The organism is Chroococcidiopsis sp. SAG 2025 (assembly GCF_032860985.1).
Taxonomy (GTDB): Bacteria; Cyanobacteriota; Cyanobacteriia; order Cyanobacteriales; family Chroococcidiopsidaceae; genus Chroococcidiopsis.
On sequence record NZ_JAOCNC010000001.1, the window covers coordinates 2828095 to 2843573 of the forward strand.

A 15479-nucleotide genomic window follows, 5' to 3' on the forward strand; every position below is an offset into this window, starting at 1 on the left:
AATCGTTTTATTATATGCTGCTAATGTTGTTTGCTGTGCGTCGAGAAACAAAAAAAATATCTTAGGACAAAAACAGTGCTAATTCAAAGCTTATCCGATCTACCTACTGAAACTGAAAGAGCAGTTATTATTAATTTCAATACAAAAGTAGTTACAACCTTAGCTTTACTATCGGCTATTCGTCATGCAAGAATGCCCGTACTGTTGATCGACTGTGAGTCAACTGATGGTAGCTTAAAACATTTTTTAGCTTTGATGAAGCGGTATGATTTTGATATTTTAACCGCTCCCTTACGTCCTCACGGTCAAACTCTAGATTGGCTTTTTAATAATATTGCCGCAGAAAAAGTTTTATTAGTTGACTCGGATCTGGAAATTCAGGATTCCGCTATAGTTAGCTTTTTCAAAGAATATATTGACGAACCACAGGTTTTCGGTTGTGGCTTTACCAACGGACCAAGTTGGCTTGAAGAACCAGCGTTTCAGGGAACCGCTTTAGAGAATGCTCTATATCACGAGCGTCCTTGGATACCGCTAACTCTCCTCAAGGTAGCCCCTATTCGAGAAGCACTGAGGCAAGGAAAGTCATTTGTAGACTTTTACCTAGATAATGAATACTCGTTGCTGTCGCCTTTTAATAAGCTTCGATCGCGCTTCAAGCTACTCCACAGAATACTCAAGAAGGGACCAATTGAGTTGCGGCGCTCTTGCCATGCTTTGAAACCCGCGGCGATATTTTACGATACCGGAGCCAGAATATTTGAATACCTTCGGTACGAAAGGCTGATGTTTTTTGTAGGACTACCAGAACCAGTGCATCACCGTTTTGCCACTCACTTTTTCGGGATTACCCGAAATACGCTTAAACCATCAGATACTCATGGAGGCGGCGGGTTAGCTAAAATTTCCGAGCAGGTTCGCTGTCGTTTATTAGAAGTTTATGGTGAGGAGGTTCGCACTGAGGAAGTGACCGACCGCCAGAAGATACTTGTCGGACGCAAGTAAAGCTATTGCTTATCTCATGCCGAATGCGATCGAACTTGCTGTAGTTAAAGTAAAATAAGCAATCTATAGAAATTTGGCAAAGACTGGCTGGGAACGAGCGCAAATCGCTTTGCGCTTGTTTCTCAGCTATTAACCCTGGTACGGACTACATTATTGGTGCAACAAACTGTTACATTTGAGAAAGAACCTAGCAAAATCTTAGGGTCAATCTCATGGAGAACTCACCTGACACGACGAAAATCGCCGAGGTACAGTCAACGGAAGCGGCAACTATGCCACCTGATGTGGCGAATGAAGTTACCAACGAGCCTCGACCGAGTTATGTAAAACTCGCTATGCGCAACATGGTGAAAAAGAGAGGGACTTCTTTGAAACATTTTGCCCTCACAACCATAGGATTATTGGCTTTACTGGTGGGTTTAGCTTACATAACTAGATAATGACAACCAGGAATACAGAAAATTCCGGCGTACAAGTTGAAGTCTGCGTGCAGGACTGTTTTACTGAAGCTTCTGGAATGGAACCAGCAGTTGATGCCCAAACTTGGCAAAAATGGTTTGAGTGCTGGTTAGAGAGTTTATCTTCTCAGCTTCCCCCTGCTGACAGTTACGAACTGAGTTTACGTCTAACTGATGATGTGGAAATTCAAGCACTTAACTCGCAGTATCGGCAGCAAGATAAGCCTACGGATGTTTTAGCCTTTGCCGCACTGGAAACGGATGTACCGCAATTAGAGGAATTGCGATCGCTTTTACCTCTATACTTAGGCGATATTGCGATCTCAATTGATACCGCTAGCAAGCAGGCACTACAGCAAGCGCATTCGCTCTCGACAGAGCTAGCTTGGTTAGCCGCTCACGGTCTTTTACACCTTTTAGGTTGGGATCACCCAGATGAGGAAACCCTATTAGAAATGCTGGAACAGCAAACTTTGCTACTAAGGATAGTTGGTCTTGATGTCAATCTTGTCTAAACTGGGCAAGATTGTAATTGTAAATATTGGCACAGTGCGATCGCGACAATTTGTTACTAATATAGTCTCGCTCGACGAGATATGTCTAAATTAAACTGTCTGTGGAAATTGACAAATTAAGCAAGTAGTAGGCTGTAACTCGGCTAGATATAAAAAACCAAAGATTATTGATGTTTGCCATCTATGACCCAAAAAGTTTCGACCTCAACGCCTAGTAGAACAGAAAAAGTGGTTCCAATTCAGCGAGATTTCTCTTGGCAAGTCGCCTCTAACTTATTGGTGAGCTTCAAATATGCTTGGAGTGGCATTGCTTATGCGTTTACAACTCAACGCAACTTCCGCATCCATATCTGTATAGGAACTCTTGCTGTCTTTCTGGGCTTATTATTACGTTTGCCTTTGGTCGAAATAGCTGTGATTACGCTGACTAGCGGCTTAGTGCTAGTGATGGAATTACTCAATACCGCGATCGAGTCTGTTGTAGACTTGACGGTAAAGCAGACATATCACGAACTCGCTAAAATTGCTAAAGACTGCGCCGCCGGAGCAGTATTAATCTCGGCTATCGCTGCCGTTCTAGTTGCCGCCGCTCTTTTGTTACCTCCCTTTGTGAGACTAATTGTTTCATATTTAAATTGACAATAGGAATAAGGACAAGGGAGAGAAGAGGGACAAGGGGGACAAGGGAGATTGACAGAAAACTCACTTCTTGACCCTCACTTCTCCCCACGCACCACTCACCACTCACTACACCCCGCACCCTACACCCAGATCGATCGCACCACGCACCACTCAAAAATGATTATAGTTATTGATAATTACGACAGTTTTACTTATAACCTAGTGCAGTACTTGGGTGAATTGGGGGCAGAGTTCCCAGTTGCAGCAGAGGTTCGAGTTTATCGGAACGACCAAATTACGATCGAGCAGATCCGCGAGTTGCAGCCAGATGGGGTTGTGATTTCTCCAGGTCCAGGTCGCCCAGAAGATGCAGGAATTTCTCTGGAGGCGATCGCGCAGTTAGGCGAGAATACACCGATATTGGGCGTATGTTTGGGGCATCAAAGCATCGGACAAGTCTTTGGTGGTAAAGTTGTCTCTGCACCTGAATTGATGCATGGTAAAACTTCATCAGTTTCCCATACGGGAGTAGGCGTATTTAAAGATTTAGAAAATCCGTTGACCGCAACCCGCTATCATAGTTTAGCGATCGAACGGCAGACCTGCCCAGACGTGTTAGAAATTACCGCCTGGGTTGAGGACGGGACAATTATGGGAGTGCGACATCGGCAATATCCTCACATTGAAGGAGTCCAGTTTCACCCGGAAAGCGTCCTCACAACTTCAGGAAAGCAATTACTGCGCAACTTCCTGAAACAACTGCCGTCTCACTAGTGGAGTGAACGGAGAAGCAATGAAACGACGACAGTTGATTGGCTATGCTGGAGCGGGACTACTTTCTACCTTAGCAGTGACGCTTGCAGCAAAATCTCAGCCTGCTGTAGCTCAAACTGGTAGCGGGTTAACGGTACGATGGTTAGGGCATACTTGTTTTCTATTGACTGGTGGCGGGGCGCGAATTCTGGTCAATCCTTTTCGGCAGCTAGGCTGTACGGCGGGATACAGACCACCAAAAGTAGAAACAGATTTGGTTTTAATTAGCAGTCAATTATTGGATGAAGGGGCAGTAGAAGAAGTTCCTGGCAATCCCCAGCTGATCTTTGAACCTGGAGTATACCAATTTAAAGGAACGCAGATCCAAGGAATTGCGATCGACCACGATCGCGAAAAAGGGAGAAGATTTGGTACTAACGTGGCATGGCTGTGGACGCAAGGCGGAATGAGGATTTTGCACTTAGGGGGAGCTGCTGCACCAATCACAATCGAACAAAAAATCCTCATCGGTCGTCCCGACGTGTTACTAGTGCCAGTGGGGGGAGGTGCTAAAGCTTATAACCCTCAAGAAGCCCAAGCAGCCGTCAAAACTATCAACCCCAGGTTAGTCATTCCGACTCACTATCGTACCCAAGCCGCCGATCCTGCTGCCTGCGACATCGTGCCGCTAGATGAATTTTTGTCATTGATGGAAGGAACTCCCATACGTCGCAGTCAAAGCGATAGCTTAACGATTAAACCTGCCGATTTACCCAAGGACGGAACTGCAATTCAGGTATTGAGTTATAAGTTTTAACTGGTAGTTGGTAGTTGGTCATTTGTAAGTTCTTCCCTACTCCCTACTCCCTACTCCCTACTCCCTAATAACTGCTAACTTGGAAAGATGTAGTTTCCTGACAGCGATGATGCAGTTGAACTCTAACAGCATTTATCCCTGCCCAGCCTGTCGTTTGGGCAAGGTTCAAGCTATGCCTTTAATGGAAGCGATGGCTTGCGACTGCTGCCAGCAGATTTTTGAAACTGATGTAGAAAGACAGCAGTTGAAAATGCTCTCCTGTCAACCACCGCTAGTCTGGCGTTGGAATGGCAGAAGGTGGATAGAAGCTTATTATGACGGCGTAGAATTTGGCTGGGGTTATACTCTAGCCGCGATCGCTCTCGTAGCACTACCAACGGCTATAGTTGCGCTAACCGTCTATATCTTTCCGCCACTCCCAGATACTCCTTTATATTGGCTACCGTATGCTTGGATTTGGCTCACCTTTTTGTCACACTTATTAACAATTTGTTGGTTAGCGATCGAATTTTATCAATTTCAGCTCGGCATATTTCTGAAAACTTTGTTGCAGCGCTTAGTATTCCGCTAAAACACCGTACCGTCACTCTGTAACTGAATGGGGGAAACTCCATTCGGTCTGAGTTCGGCAGCAATCCGCCGTCCGGCGCTCCAAGTTCCGCCTTGCAAAATTTTGACCAAAGGCAGCTGCTTAGCATCCATTTCCAACTGCTGGCGGATTGTTGCAGCAATTTGGTCCAATAGAATCACAGTTAATGCTCGCCACTCGACAACGACTTCAGAGTCTACTGAGTGGGTTTGTTGGAAAATATCTGAGTGTTTGGCATGTAGCAATCCGAGATCGAGACACAAACCACCATTTCGATATTCTGGCAGTCCGGTCAGGTCGTCAAGTCCCGTAATTTCTAAACCGAGTTCTTGTAGTGGCTCCAAAAGAGAATAAGTCAACCATTGCGAAAGCTTGTGAAATGGAACGAGGGAAGTCGTAAGTCGTAAGTCGTCAGTTGAAATTCCCCTGCTTCCTGCTCCCTGTTCCCTACTCCCTTCCAATGCAGGATGATACCAAACATCGCCGAGGTTAACTCCGGCTATTTCAATTCTGCCAGACCAAATACTGCCGAGTCCTTCTAAAACAGCACGCAAAACTGTTGCAGCTGGTAGTTGTTTGTGGTGCGATCGCTCTAATAAATAATGCACCAGATGACCCGGACGGGGATTGTCATCACCGAACATTTGCGGAAAAGCGAGGAGAGATCGCCCTAATTTTTGTAATAGTTCTACTCGTCCTGCCAACCCTACCAATGGATTATCCTCACTTACCTGAAATCCTTGAGCTAGGGTTGCTTCACTCAGAGATTGCAATCCTTGGGCATCGACTTGTAAAAGCTGATGAGGATGGCTGGAGAAAGCACCTTGACAGAACATCCGAAAACTAGCCACTGCTAGCCCCTCCGATCGCTGAAAGATTGAATCGGTTTCCCGTTCGCAATACAACCAGCGATCGCCCGCACCCGCATCTAACAACACGCTGACAATCGCCAGATCGAACCGAGTCACGGCTCGCTCGACTGGCGACAGCCCTGCCAACATCCGCTCTAATTGAGCTAAACGCGGTACTCCACCAACTTCAAAATGCTGCCAGCGGCTATGAAAGGGAATTTGTCCATCGGGATATTGCTCTTGCATGACGGCAATCACATAGTTTGCCACCCGCCCTAACTGTGTCAAATCGCAGCGGAAGTGACTCAACTTATCTTGCCGTGCCAACTCAAACAACTGCCCGCAGCGATCGCGAATTGCCTGGGGAGAACGCAAATAAGCGATCGCCTCTTCTGGAGACTGAAGGTTGAATGGCGAAGTTTGAAGATTCATCGTCAGGGAACAGAAAACAGGGAACAGAGTATGGGATATGGGGTGTAGGGGCGGGTTTAGCAAAAGATTCACGGGCTTTGACAACAAATCTTCAGCCAAAACCCGCCCGTACGAGTTTGGGGTGTTAATTCCGAATTCCGAATTCCGAATTCCGAATTCATTCCATTTCTCTACCTTTAATTTCTGCCAATCCTAACGGATCTAGTACCGCGCCAGGAGTGTAATAGCCAGCGGCTTTTTTCGCCTCAATTTCCACCTGTGCGTCTTGGGGAATCAAATCCTCGGGAATTGGCACTCGTTCGACAACTTCAATACCTGAGTTGGTGATGGCTTCATATTTCATGTTACTCATCGATACCAAACGCTCGATTCGAGTAATGCCCAACCAATGCAATACATCTGGCATTAACTCTTGAAAACGCATATCTTGCACCCCAGCAACGCATTCCGTACGGGCGAAGTACGCGTCAGCGCGATCGCCTCCTTCTTGACGCTTGCGGGCATTGTAAACTAAAAATTTCGTCACTTCTCCCAATGCCCGACCTTCTTTCCGACAGTAGACAATGACTCCCGCACCCCCCTCCTGTGCTGTTTGGATGCAAACTTCAATTCCATGCACTAAATAAGGACGACAGGTACAAATATCGCTGCCAAAAACATCGGAACCATTGCATTCATCGTGAACCCGCACTGCCAAGGGTCGATTGGGATCGGTAATTGCTGCCAAATCGCCAAATATATATACTGTGACTCCGCCAATTGGTGGCAGAAATACTTCTAAATCCGATCGCGTCACTAATTCTGGGAACATCCCCCCCGTTTGCTCGAACAAGGCACGGCGCAAGTCTGCTTCCGAAATTTGAAAGCGTTTGGCAATGCCTGGTAAATACCATACAGGCTCGATCGCTGCTTTGGTGACGACGACATCGCCTTTAGATTTGAGCAGCTTGCCATCGATCGCCAACCGCCCTTTTTCCACCGCTGCTTGTAATTCTGGAAGATAAACGTGTGCCTTGGTAATTGCGATCGTCGGTCTGATATCGTATCCTTCCTGGTAATAAGACGCAAACGCCTCGCCTACCATTGCCCCAAACGGATCGAGCGAAACTATTTTCTCCGGGTCGTACCAACTTGGATGAGGACCAATATGTTCGACCGGCGAAGTATTCGTTAAATCGGCACGGTGATCTGCTTGCAATACCCCGCTTGCTACAGCTAGAGCGCGATAGACAGCATAACCTCCTGAATGAGTCCCGATCGCATTTCTGTGAGTTGGGTTAGCGAGGGTAGCCACGACCGGACCCCGTTGCATTGGGTCTTTGTCTCCCCAGCGAATCGGAATAGGTTGCGAACCAAAATTGCTCGGGTGAGAAGTCAGAATAATATGCCTGGGACTACTTTTTCGCTCTTGCATCGTTGTATATGCTCTACCTGCTAATGGGGTTAAGAGGGCTGTGACGCAACCAGACAAAGTGAGATGCTACGAATAGCAAACCTTAAAGGGGAAACCTCAATTATAGCGATCGAATTTTGGTTTCAATAGTAACCCATAGCACGAAATTGGCTGCTATTGGGTTAAATCTGAGGTTCAGGGTGCTAAGTTCTCGTTGTAATGTATAAAAATACACAAAAATCTGGCGAGACTTGCTTAATTCTAAAATTTAAGGAAACGGGTAACAGCCCCTAGTCATACTGCGATCGCTTTTAACATTCAACTTAACTAATAACTTAGCTCTGACAACGAACGTATGAATGAGTCATCTATTCAATCTTTTCTAGAAGACCTGAAGCATCCTGATGAAGATGTGCGTCAAGCAGCAACAGAAGCATTGTGGCAAGCTTGGTTTTATCAAAAAGGGGACTACGGCTGGGAATGCATTCAACGTTCTCAAGTTCTTCTTTCGGCTGGAAAAGTGTCGCAAGCAGAAGCAGTCCTGACAGAACTGATTCGAGACCAGCCAGATTTTGCTGAAGCTTGGAATCGCCGAGCTATTTTATACTACTTCACTGCTCAATATGAAAAAGCACTAGTAGACTGTCAGACGGTCGTTCAACTCAACTCAATGCATTTTGGTGCTTGGCACGGTATGGGTTTATGTCAGATGGCACTGGCAAATTATTCAGCTGCAATTCGCGCTTTTCGTCAAGCATTGAAGATTCAGCCCTATGCCATAGACAATCAAAGGTCGATCTTGGAATGTACGGCAAAGTTGTGAGGGAGTAGGGAGCGCACGAGCAGGGAGTCGGGAGTCGTAGGGGCGGGTTTAGCAAAAAACTCACGCTTCCGTCAATAAATCCTTGCTCAAAACCCGCTCGTACAGGGGAATCAGGAGTCGGGAGTAGGGGAGCAGCAAGTCGTGAAGCAGTTTAGTCGTCGTCAGTTCATTCAATACGGCTGTTTGGCTCTGGGTACTGGTGTTGTTGCTGCTTGTGGCAGTGGAAATCAAACCCAAACAGCCGAAAGTCCAGCTAGTCCAACGGCTACCCCTGACGCTGGCAAGTTGGACAAAGTAACGTTTGGGACAAATTGGTTAGCACAAGCCGAACACGGGGGATTTTATCAGGCGATCGCCACTGGAATTTACAAACAACATGGCTTGGATGTCACGATTAAGATGGGTGGTCCCCAAGTCCCAACTGGAACTCAGTTGTTGATGGGAGGAGCAGTAGATTTCTTTATGGGTTACGGTATTGATGCTATTAATGCTGTTGCTGAAGGTATTCCCAAAATTACAGTTGCGTCAATTTTTCAGCAAGATCCCCAATGTCTGATTGCCCATCCTAATACGGGTATTAAAACTCTGGCTGACCTTAAGGGTAGACCAATTTATATTTCTGCTGCGGCTAATGTCACTTACTGGTATTTCCTCAAATCAAAATACGGCTTTACTGACGACCAGAAGCGCCCTTACAACTTTAATCCCGGTCCCTTTTTAGCTGATAAAAAATCGGCTTAACAAGGTTATGTCACCTCCGAACCCTATGCGATTGAAAAACAAGGTGGATTTAAGCCTTTGGTGTTTTTACTTGCCGACTATGGTTATACGCCATATTCCACAACCATAGAAACTAAAAAAGAACTAGTAGAAAAAAATCCCGATTTAGTACAGCGATTTGTTGATGCATCAATTAAAGGCTGGTATAGCTATATGAAAAATCCCACTCCAGGCAATGAGTTAATCAAAAAAGATAATCCAGAAATGACAGACGAGCAAATTGTTTACGGGTTACAAAAGCTCAAAGAATACGGCATTATTATGTCTGGAGATATGGACAAGCAAGGGATTGGAACAATGAATGAAGCTCGCTGGCAATCCTTTTTTAATACGATGGTCAAAGCCGGAATTTTCAAACCCAATATTAATTATAAAGATGCATTTACCTTGCAATTTGTCAATTAATAGGGAGCAGGGAGCAGGGAGCAGGGAGCAGGGAGCAGGGAGCAGGGAGCAGTTATCAGTAACTAATCAATTACGACTTACAATTTACGACTTACGACTTCTGACTTCTTACCATAGTTCTTAGTAATGATCGTCCTCAATCATATTAGTAAAGTCTATAGCAACGGCACTGTAGCCTTGCAAGATATGAATTTGGCGATCGCCCAATCGCAGTTTGTTAGCTTGGTCGGTCCCTCTGGCTGTGGTAAGAGTACGGTACTGCGCCTCGTTGCCGGACTGAGTAAAAAGAGTTCTGGGACAATTGAGTGGGGGGTGAATCGCGAAGTTAAAAAACTTGCCTATGTCTTTCAAGATCCAACTTTGTTGCCTTGGGCAAACGTGACGGAAAATGTCCGCTTACCGCTCAAACTGGCAAAAATGTCACAACGGGCTACAGCAAAAAGAGTACAGGAAGCCATAGAGTTAGTTGGGTTGTCAGGCTTCGAGCGCAGTTACCCCCGCGAACTGTCGGGTGGAATGAAAATGCGGGTATCTATTGCTAGAGCCTTAGTCACTCAGCCAAATGTTTTGTTGATGGACGAACCTTTCGGGGCGTTGGATGAAATTACCCGCAGCAAGTTAAATAGCGACTTACTCAATCTGTGGCAACAACAACGATGGACGGTAATGTTTGTCACTCATAACATTTACGAAGCAGTATACCTATCAAATCGTGTCATTGTGATGGCGGCTCGTCCTGGTCGAGCGATCGCCGATATTGCGATCGAGGCTCCCTACCCCCGCACCGAAGCATTTCGCACCTCATCTTTGTACAACAAATACTGCCGAGAAGTTTCAGAACAGTTATCAGTTGTTAGCGATCGGTTATATGTGTAGAGACGTTACATGTAACCGTCTCTAAACCTCTCTCAACTCCCCCATGCAACGCAAAAAATCTCCTCAGCGCAGTAAAAAGCGATCGCTTTCCGCTAATGTTATCGCACCAGTTTTGGTGGGGATACTGGCTTTGGTATTGTGGGATATGTTTGTCAGAGTGACAGGGATGCCTCCCTACTTGCTTCCTGGTCCGTTGTTGGTATTGCAAACTCTCATTGCCGACTGGAACGATCTCTTCTCGGCTTTACTAGTGACGCTGCAAATTACCGTGGTGGCGTTTGTCACCGCCGCAGTTTCTGGCTTACTGATTTCGGTGTTATTTACTCAGAGTAAATGGATCGAACGCAGCTTTTATCCCTATGCCGTGATTTTACAGACAACTCCCATTGTCGCGATCGCGCCTTTAATTATTATCTGGTTGAAAAACAATACCTTTGCCGCTTTAGTTGTCTGTGCTTGGATCGTGGCTTTTTTCCCCATCGTCTCCAACACAACTTTAGGACTCAATAGCGTAGACCGCAACTCGATCGATCTATTCCGACTCTACAAAGCCTCCCGTTGGCAAACTCTGCTGCATCTCCGCCTACCTGCGGCGTTACCCTACTTCTTGGGTGGCTTGCGAATTAGTGGTGGTTTAGCCTTAATTGGTGCAGTAGTAGCCGAATTTGTCGCGGGAACAGGAGGCACGCGATCGGGAATTGCCTATAGTATTCTGATCTCTAGCTACAACCTACAAATCCCTCGGATGTTCGCCGCGCTATTTTTGACTACAAGTCTAGGCGTTATCATTTTTGTGGGCTTAAGTGCCTTATCCGACTGGCTACTCCGTCACTGGCACGAAAGCGCAATAAAAGAAGATTGGTAGTTGGTAATTGGTAATTTGTGCTTGCACTACTCACTACTCACTCTCTACTGACAACTGATTATGATTGATTGGGATGCACTGACGGCTGAGTTACAAGGAATTGAAGTTATTAGCGATCCTAACCAAGTTGCTAAGTTATCTCAGGATTACCACACTTTCAGTCCCATACTGCAAGCTCAGTTAGATGGGAAAAAGGGGGATTTGGTTGTCCGTCCCACGACGGAAGCAGAGGTAATGCAAGTTGCTACTATCTGCGTTAAATACCGCGTTCCCGTGACGATACGGGGTGCTGGAACGGGAAATTACGGGCAGTGCGTACCCCTCCACGGTGGCGTGGTTTTGGATATGTCGCGGATGCAGGCAATTCGCTGAATTAAATCGGGAGTAGCGCGGGTAGAAGCAGGGGTGAAATTAGCGGCTTTGGACAAAAAAGCGCGAGAAACCGGGTGGGAGATCCGAATGGCTCCTTCTACTTATCGAACGGCGACGATTGGCGGGTTTATTGCTGGCGGGAGTGGGGGAATTGGATCGATTATGTACGGACAATTACGAGATCGCGGTAACATCAACGCAATTCGTGTGGTGACGATGGAAGACGAACCCAGAGCGATTGAACTGCGAGGGGATGAGATTCACAAAGTCAATCATGCTTGGGGGATTAATGGCATCATTACGGAATTAGAAATCCCTCTTGGTGCGGCTTACCCTTGGACTGAGGTTATTGTCACTTTTGAAAGTTTTATGGCGGCTGCCCATTTCGGTCAGGCTTTGGGCGATGCTGACGGGATGATTAAGAAGCTTATTTCTATTTTTGCTTGGTCAATTCCCTCTTATTTTGGCGCACGTCAATACATTCCTGATGGAACTCACGCAGCACTGTTAATTGTGGCTGATTCGAGTTTGGAATTATTACCTGGATTGGTACAAGAATACGGCGGTTGTATTACCTATCAGCGATCGCAACAAGATGCAGGTAAGAAATTCAACTTGGCAGAATTTACCTGGAATCATACCACTTTACACGCCCGCAGCGCCGATCCTAATATTACCTATTTACAAAGTCTCTTCTCCGTCGATAAAGATCTGCAAATGGTAGACCATATGTATCGTTACTTTGGCGATGAGGTGATGATGCATTTAGAATTTATCCGCGTTGGCGGTCGAACTGTTCCCGCTGCTTTGCAGTTGGTGCGATATACTTCCGAGGAACGCCTGAACGAAATTATTCGCTATCACGAAGAACACGGAGTTTTCATTGCCAATCCGCATACATATATTATTGAAGACGGTGGTAGAAAAGTTATCGATCCAGAACAGATGAAGTTCAAACAAACGGTCGATCCCTACGGGTTGCTCAATCCAGGTAAGATTAAGGCGTTGATGCGATCGTAGGCTGACTCTCAAGCATGGAATCACAGAATCCGAAAGTCGTCGTTATTGGTGCTGGCTGGGCTGGATTAGGAGCTACATATCGCCTAGCAAAACAAGGGTACAATGTGACGTTGTTAGAAGCAGGTGCTTATCCTGGGGGTTTGGTTGCGGGTTGGAAAACTCCAGGCGGGCGATCGGTAGAAGCAGGAATTCACGGTTTCTGGTATCCTTACAGCAATATCTTTTCTTTGGTACGGGAACTAAGAATTAATCCTTTTACACCTTTTACCCGTTCTTCCCAATATTCCCCTGCTGGGTTAGAGGTAGAGTCGCCAATTTTTCAAGACTTACCGCGCCTTCCTACACCACTGGGAACTTTTCTCTACACCCAGTTCAAACGATTACCTTTAAGCGATCGCCTTAGTGCATTACCATTACTCTATGCTGTAGTTGATTTTGATAATAGCGATGCGGCTTGGCAGCGTTACGATAAAGTTACAGCCCGCGAACTATTCAAAGATTTCGGCATATCGGCGAGACTCTACCGCGGCTCATTTGAACCGATGCTATTGGTAGGGTTATTTGCACCAGGCGAACAGTGTTCTGCGGCTGCGGCTTTGGGAATGTTGTATTATTTCATTTTGGCGCATCAACCAGATTTTGACGTGGTTTGGTGTCGGGGTACGGTAGGGGAAAAGATTTTTCGTCCTTGGGTAGAAAAAATCGAACAGGCGGGAGGAAAAATTCTGCCTAATCGTCGCGTCAGCGATATTCTCCTCGATAGTGAAGGTTTGGCAAAAGCTGTAGTTTGTGGGGATGAAGTTTTCGAGGCGGATGCTGTCATCTTTGCGGTAGGAGTCAGCGGAATGCAGAAGATTGTTAGCGGTAGTTCTAGTTTGCAAAGCCGCAAAGAATTTCGCCATTTGATGAATTTGGGTGCGGTTGACGTGTTAGCAACTCGGCTATGGTGCGATCGCAAAATTCACATTCCCCGTCCTTCTAATGCTTGTTTCGGGTTTGATGCTACCACAGGTTGGACGTTTTTCGATCTCAATGCTTTACACGATGAATACCGCGATGTACCGGAAACAGTCATTGAAGCAGATTTCTATCATGCTAACCAACTGTTACCGATGAGCGATGAAGAAATTGTTCAGATGGTGCAAGATTATTTAGCAACTTGCATACCAGCATTTCGAGCAGCTAAAATTTGCGATCGCAGTGTAATTCGTTTATCTAAAGCCGTAACTCATTTTGCTCCTGGCAGCTATCAAAATATGTTGCCAGCCAAGACGAGTATAGATAATATATTTATGAGCGATTGGATTATCACCCGCCACGGTTCATGGTCGCAAGAAAAAGCCTACGTCACTGGTTTAGAAGCAGCAAATTTAGTGATAGAAAGATTTCGTCAGGGGACGAAAGCCGAAATTATTCCTGTTGAGGTAGACGAACCGCATATACAAATAATGCGATCGCTTAACGGGAATTTACGGAATTTAGGCAATATCTTTCCTCAATTTTGGCTACCATAATTTTAATTATTTATTAGTCCGCGTAAGCGGACTTTGCCTGTGTAGCCGCGCATTCTATTCGCCTAATATTTTTACTATATTAATTCTATTTCTCGTATGCATGAACGACTTGATAGAGATAGAATTCGTTACGAGCAATTCCAGCCCAATAAGGCTCATCAGGATTAAATCCAGGCTGCTTCAAAATAGCTTCAAATGCTTCTTGATTTTCCCATTGTCCGTAATTGAAAACTCTCGTACCATCTAGACTACGATGAAAAGTAGCCGAAATCAAACCCGGTGAATTATTGATAGCGCGATTGAGTTCAGATGATGCGCGTCTCATCATTTCTTGCTGATTAGCAGGAATCATTCTAAACTCTGCTAAATGAGTGATGCGATCGCCTGCACTAATCGAAACTTCTTGAGATAGTGGTTGACTGGCGAATACTTCGAGTAAACGAGAATCAGGAGGAAAAAATTCGGTAAAAACAGTTGGGCGCGATAAATTGCGATAATCAAACTTAGGCATCCACTGACTGTAGGTAAAGACACGAACGCCATCTAAACTCTTATGAACGCTAGCAGATTGTAAGAAATTGCTAGATAACCAAGATTCAATCTGTTGCTGTACAATCGCTTCTACTAAAGCATCTTGATGCCTTGGAGCAACGCTGTAAAGATCTAACCCGACAGTAATGGCGTTGGTGCGAACGATTTGAATCATCTTAGATTTTCTGCATTAATGCTATACTAACTCGGTAGTTATAGTAAAGCCTTTTATCTCGCCTTGTCTCACGCCTTCTTGCTAAAGTTGTAACAATCTTGCTAAATTTACAGCAATTTTTTATAAGTTTGGGGAGTCATCCCTGTATACTTGCGAAACATCTTGGTAAAGTGGCTTTGGCTTTGAAATCCAACCTTTTCTGCAACACGAACAATAGAGTTATGTTCTTCTAGCAATTGTTTTGCTCTCTCAATGCGTTTGCTAATTACATACTGGTGGGGTGTAATTCCTAGAGATTTCTTAAACAAACGAGCAAAGTGGTAGGGACTAGTTTGAATGACGGCAGCTATCTCTAATAAAGTCAGATTTTGCTCCAAATTATCGTGAATGTAGTCAATCACCTGTTTAATTTCCAATTTCGATAAACCAACGACGCGCTCGTGAACTTTATATTTTCGTAATGAATAACGTTTTAGAAGATGCACTGCTAATGCATTTGCCATTGATTCTGCATAGAGTCGATCGCTTAATCCCTCTAGTTCCAATTCCGATTTGAGTGCTAAACCAATTTGTTGAATGAGTGGATCGCGAAGTTTAAACTGTGGGATAATTTCAACATTTGCTGATTCATAAAAAGTAGATACGAAAAGCTTAGAGGTCATTTATAAAGAAAAGTTGAAAGCA

At 45.3% G+C, this 15479-nt stretch carries 16 protein-coding genes and 2 pseudogenes; 14 read left to right on the forward strand and 4 right to left on the reverse strand.

Translation table 11 applies throughout. The annotated features are described in order from the left end of the window. Positions 1–75 precede the first annotated feature (75 nt). The 7 genes from N4J56_RS13630 to N4J56_RS13660 all read left to right on the forward strand — a co-directional run bounded on the left by N4J56_RS13630 (position 76) and on the right by N4J56_RS13660 (position 4740). Entirely contained in the window at positions 76–1005 is a 930-nt protein-coding gene (locus N4J56_RS13630; protein WP_317106947.1) for a hypothetical protein, read from the forward strand. Between the two features lie 212 nt (positions 1006–1217). Next, complete coding sequence (locus N4J56_RS13635; RefSeq protein WP_317106948.1) at positions 1218–1445, forward strand: DUF3285 domain-containing protein; 228 nt, start codon at positions 1218–1220, stop codon at positions 1443–1445. Further along, positions 1445–1978 carry an rRNA maturation RNase YbeY gene (gene ybeY / locus N4J56_RS13640; RefSeq protein WP_317106949.1) on the forward strand — a complete coding sequence of 178 codons (534 nt, stop codon included), beginning with the start codon at positions 1445–1447 and terminating at the stop codon, positions 1976–1978. Before N4J56_RS13635 ends, ybeY begins: the two co-directional genes overlap by 1 nt. A gap of 183 nt (positions 1979–2161) precedes the next feature. After that, positions 2162–2617 (forward strand): diacylglycerol kinase family protein, encoded by a 456-nt coding sequence (locus N4J56_RS13645; RefSeq protein ID WP_410500328.1) that lies wholly within the window; start codon positions 2162–2164, stop codon positions 2615–2617. A gap of 159 nt (positions 2618–2776) precedes the next feature. Beyond that, complete coding sequence (locus N4J56_RS13650; RefSeq protein WP_192160375.1) at positions 2777–3373, forward strand: anthranilate synthase component II; 597 nt, start codon at positions 2777–2779, stop codon at positions 3371–3373. 19 nt (positions 3374–3392) lie between these two features. Then, on the forward strand, positions 3393–4169 hold the full coding sequence (locus tag N4J56_RS13655) for an MBL fold metallo-hydrolase (protein WP_317106952.1): 777 nt from the start codon (positions 3393–3395) through the stop codon (positions 4167–4169). A 106-nt stretch (positions 4170–4275) separates the two neighbouring features. Beyond that, on the forward strand, positions 4276–4740 hold the full coding sequence (locus N4J56_RS13660) for a hypothetical protein (protein WP_106544304.1): 465 nt from the start codon (positions 4276–4278) through the stop codon (positions 4738–4740). Here the strand turns inward: N4J56_RS13660 and N4J56_RS13665 are convergent. Continuing rightward, entirely contained in the window at positions 4737–6041 is a 1305-nt protein-coding gene (locus N4J56_RS13665; RefSeq protein WP_317106953.1) for a URC4/urg3 family protein, read from the reverse strand. The two genes, N4J56_RS13660 and N4J56_RS13665, sit on opposite strands and share 4 nt — an antisense overlap. Positions 6042–6198: 157 nt before the next feature. Next, positions 6199–7455 carry a GTP cyclohydrolase II gene (locus N4J56_RS13670; protein WP_317106954.1) on the reverse strand — a complete coding sequence of 419 codons (1257 nt, stop codon included), beginning with the start codon at positions 7453–7455 and terminating at the stop codon, positions 6199–6201. Between the two features lie 334 nt (positions 7456–7789). Here N4J56_RS13670 and N4J56_RS13675 point away from each other — a divergent pair, with 334 nt between their 5' ends. The 7 genes and pseudogenes from N4J56_RS13675 (at position 7790) to N4J56_RS13705 (ending at position 14089) form a co-directional block, all read left to right on the forward strand. After that, on the forward strand, positions 7790–8257 hold the full coding sequence (locus N4J56_RS13675; protein WP_317106955.1) for a tetratricopeptide repeat protein: 468 nt from the start codon (positions 7790–7792) through the stop codon (positions 8255–8257). Between the two features lie 141 nt (positions 8258–8398). Then, a pseudogene (locus N4J56_RS13680) lies at positions 8399–9442 on the forward strand (ABC transporter substrate-binding protein). Beyond that, on the forward strand, positions 9432–9566 hold the full coding sequence (locus tag N4J56_RS13685; protein ID WP_317106956.1) for a hypothetical protein: 135 nt from the start codon (positions 9432–9434) through the stop codon (positions 9564–9566). Before N4J56_RS13680 ends, N4J56_RS13685 begins: the two are co-directional and overlap by 11 nt. A 2-nt stretch (positions 9567–9568) precedes the next feature. Then, positions 9569–10318 carry an ABC transporter ATP-binding protein gene (locus N4J56_RS13690; RefSeq protein WP_317106957.1) on the forward strand — a complete coding sequence of 250 codons (750 nt, stop codon included), beginning with the start codon at positions 9569–9571 and terminating at the stop codon, positions 10316–10318. A 43-nt stretch (positions 10319–10361) separates the two neighbouring features. Next, a complete protein-coding gene (locus N4J56_RS13695; RefSeq protein WP_317106958.1) occupies positions 10362–11183 on the forward strand; it encodes an ABC transporter permease in 822 nt (273 codons plus the stop codon). A 60-nt stretch (positions 11184–11243) separates the two neighbouring features. Continuing rightward, a pseudogene (locus tag N4J56_RS13700) lies at positions 11244–12575 on the forward strand (FAD-binding oxidoreductase). 14 nt (positions 12576–12589) lie between these two features. Then, the gene (locus tag N4J56_RS13705) at positions 12590–14089 is read left to right on the forward strand and encodes an FAD-dependent oxidoreductase (protein WP_317106959.1); all 1500 of its coding nucleotides are present in this window, start codon (positions 12590–12592) and stop codon (positions 14087–14089) included. A gap of 85 nt (positions 14090–14174) precedes the next feature. On the opposite strand, the gene N4J56_RS13710 is transcribed toward N4J56_RS13705, so the two are convergent. Next, a complete protein-coding gene (locus N4J56_RS13710; protein WP_317106960.1) occupies positions 14175–14795 on the reverse strand; it encodes an antibiotic biosynthesis monooxygenase family protein in 621 nt (206 codons plus the stop codon). 107 nt (positions 14796–14902) lie between these two features. Beyond that, positions 14903–15457 carry an AraC family transcriptional regulator gene (locus tag N4J56_RS13715; RefSeq protein WP_317106961.1) on the reverse strand — a complete coding sequence of 185 codons (555 nt, stop codon included), beginning with the start codon at positions 15455–15457 and terminating at the stop codon, positions 14903–14905. Between the last annotated feature and the right edge of the window lie 22 nt (positions 15458–15479).

Coding starts and splice junctions, on each gene's coding strand:
- N4J56_RS13705 (WP_317106959.1), top strand. CDS start 12,590: ATGGAATCACAGAATCCGAAAGTCGTCGTTATTGGTGCTGGCTGGGCT.
- N4J56_RS13670 (WP_317106954.1), bottom strand. CDS start 7,455: ATGCAAGAGCGAAAAAGTAGTCCCAGGCATATTATTCTGACTTCTCAC.
- N4J56_RS13715 (WP_317106961.1), bottom strand. CDS start 15,457: ATGACCTCTAAGCTTTTCGTATCTACTTTTTATGAATCAGCAAATGTT.
- ybeY (WP_317106949.1), top strand. CDS start 1,445: ATGACAACCAGGAATACAGAAAATTCCGGCGTACAAGTTGAAGTCTGC.
- N4J56_RS13645 (WP_410500328.1), top strand. CDS start 2,162: ATGACCCAAAAAGTTTCGACCTCAACGCCTAGTAGAACAGAAAAAGTG.
- N4J56_RS13675 (WP_317106955.1), top strand. CDS start 7,790: ATGAATGAGTCATCTATTCAATCTTTTCTAGAAGACCTGAAGCATCCT.
- N4J56_RS13655 (WP_317106952.1), top strand. CDS start 3,393: ATGAAACGACGACAGTTGATTGGCTATGCTGGAGCGGGACTACTTTCT.
- N4J56_RS13650 (WP_192160375.1), top strand. CDS start 2,777: ATGATTATAGTTATTGATAATTACGACAGTTTTACTTATAACCTAGTG.
- N4J56_RS13690 (WP_317106957.1), top strand. CDS start 9,569: ATGATCGTCCTCAATCATATTAGTAAAGTCTATAGCAACGGCACTGTA.
- N4J56_RS13635 (WP_317106948.1), top strand. CDS start 1,218: ATGGAGAACTCACCTGACACGACGAAAATCGCCGAGGTACAGTCAACG.
- N4J56_RS13710 (WP_317106960.1), bottom strand. CDS start 14,795: ATGATTCAAATCGTTCGCACCAACGCCATTACTGTCGGGTTAGATCTT.
- N4J56_RS13665 (WP_317106953.1), bottom strand. CDS start 6,041: ATGAATCTTCAAACTTCGCCATTCAACCTTCAGTCTCCAGAAGAGGCG.
- N4J56_RS13695 (WP_317106958.1), top strand. CDS start 10,362: ATGCAACGCAAAAAATCTCCTCAGCGCAGTAAAAAGCGATCGCTTTCC.
- N4J56_RS13660 (WP_106544304.1), top strand. CDS start 4,276: ATGATGCAGTTGAACTCTAACAGCATTTATCCCTGCCCAGCCTGTCGT.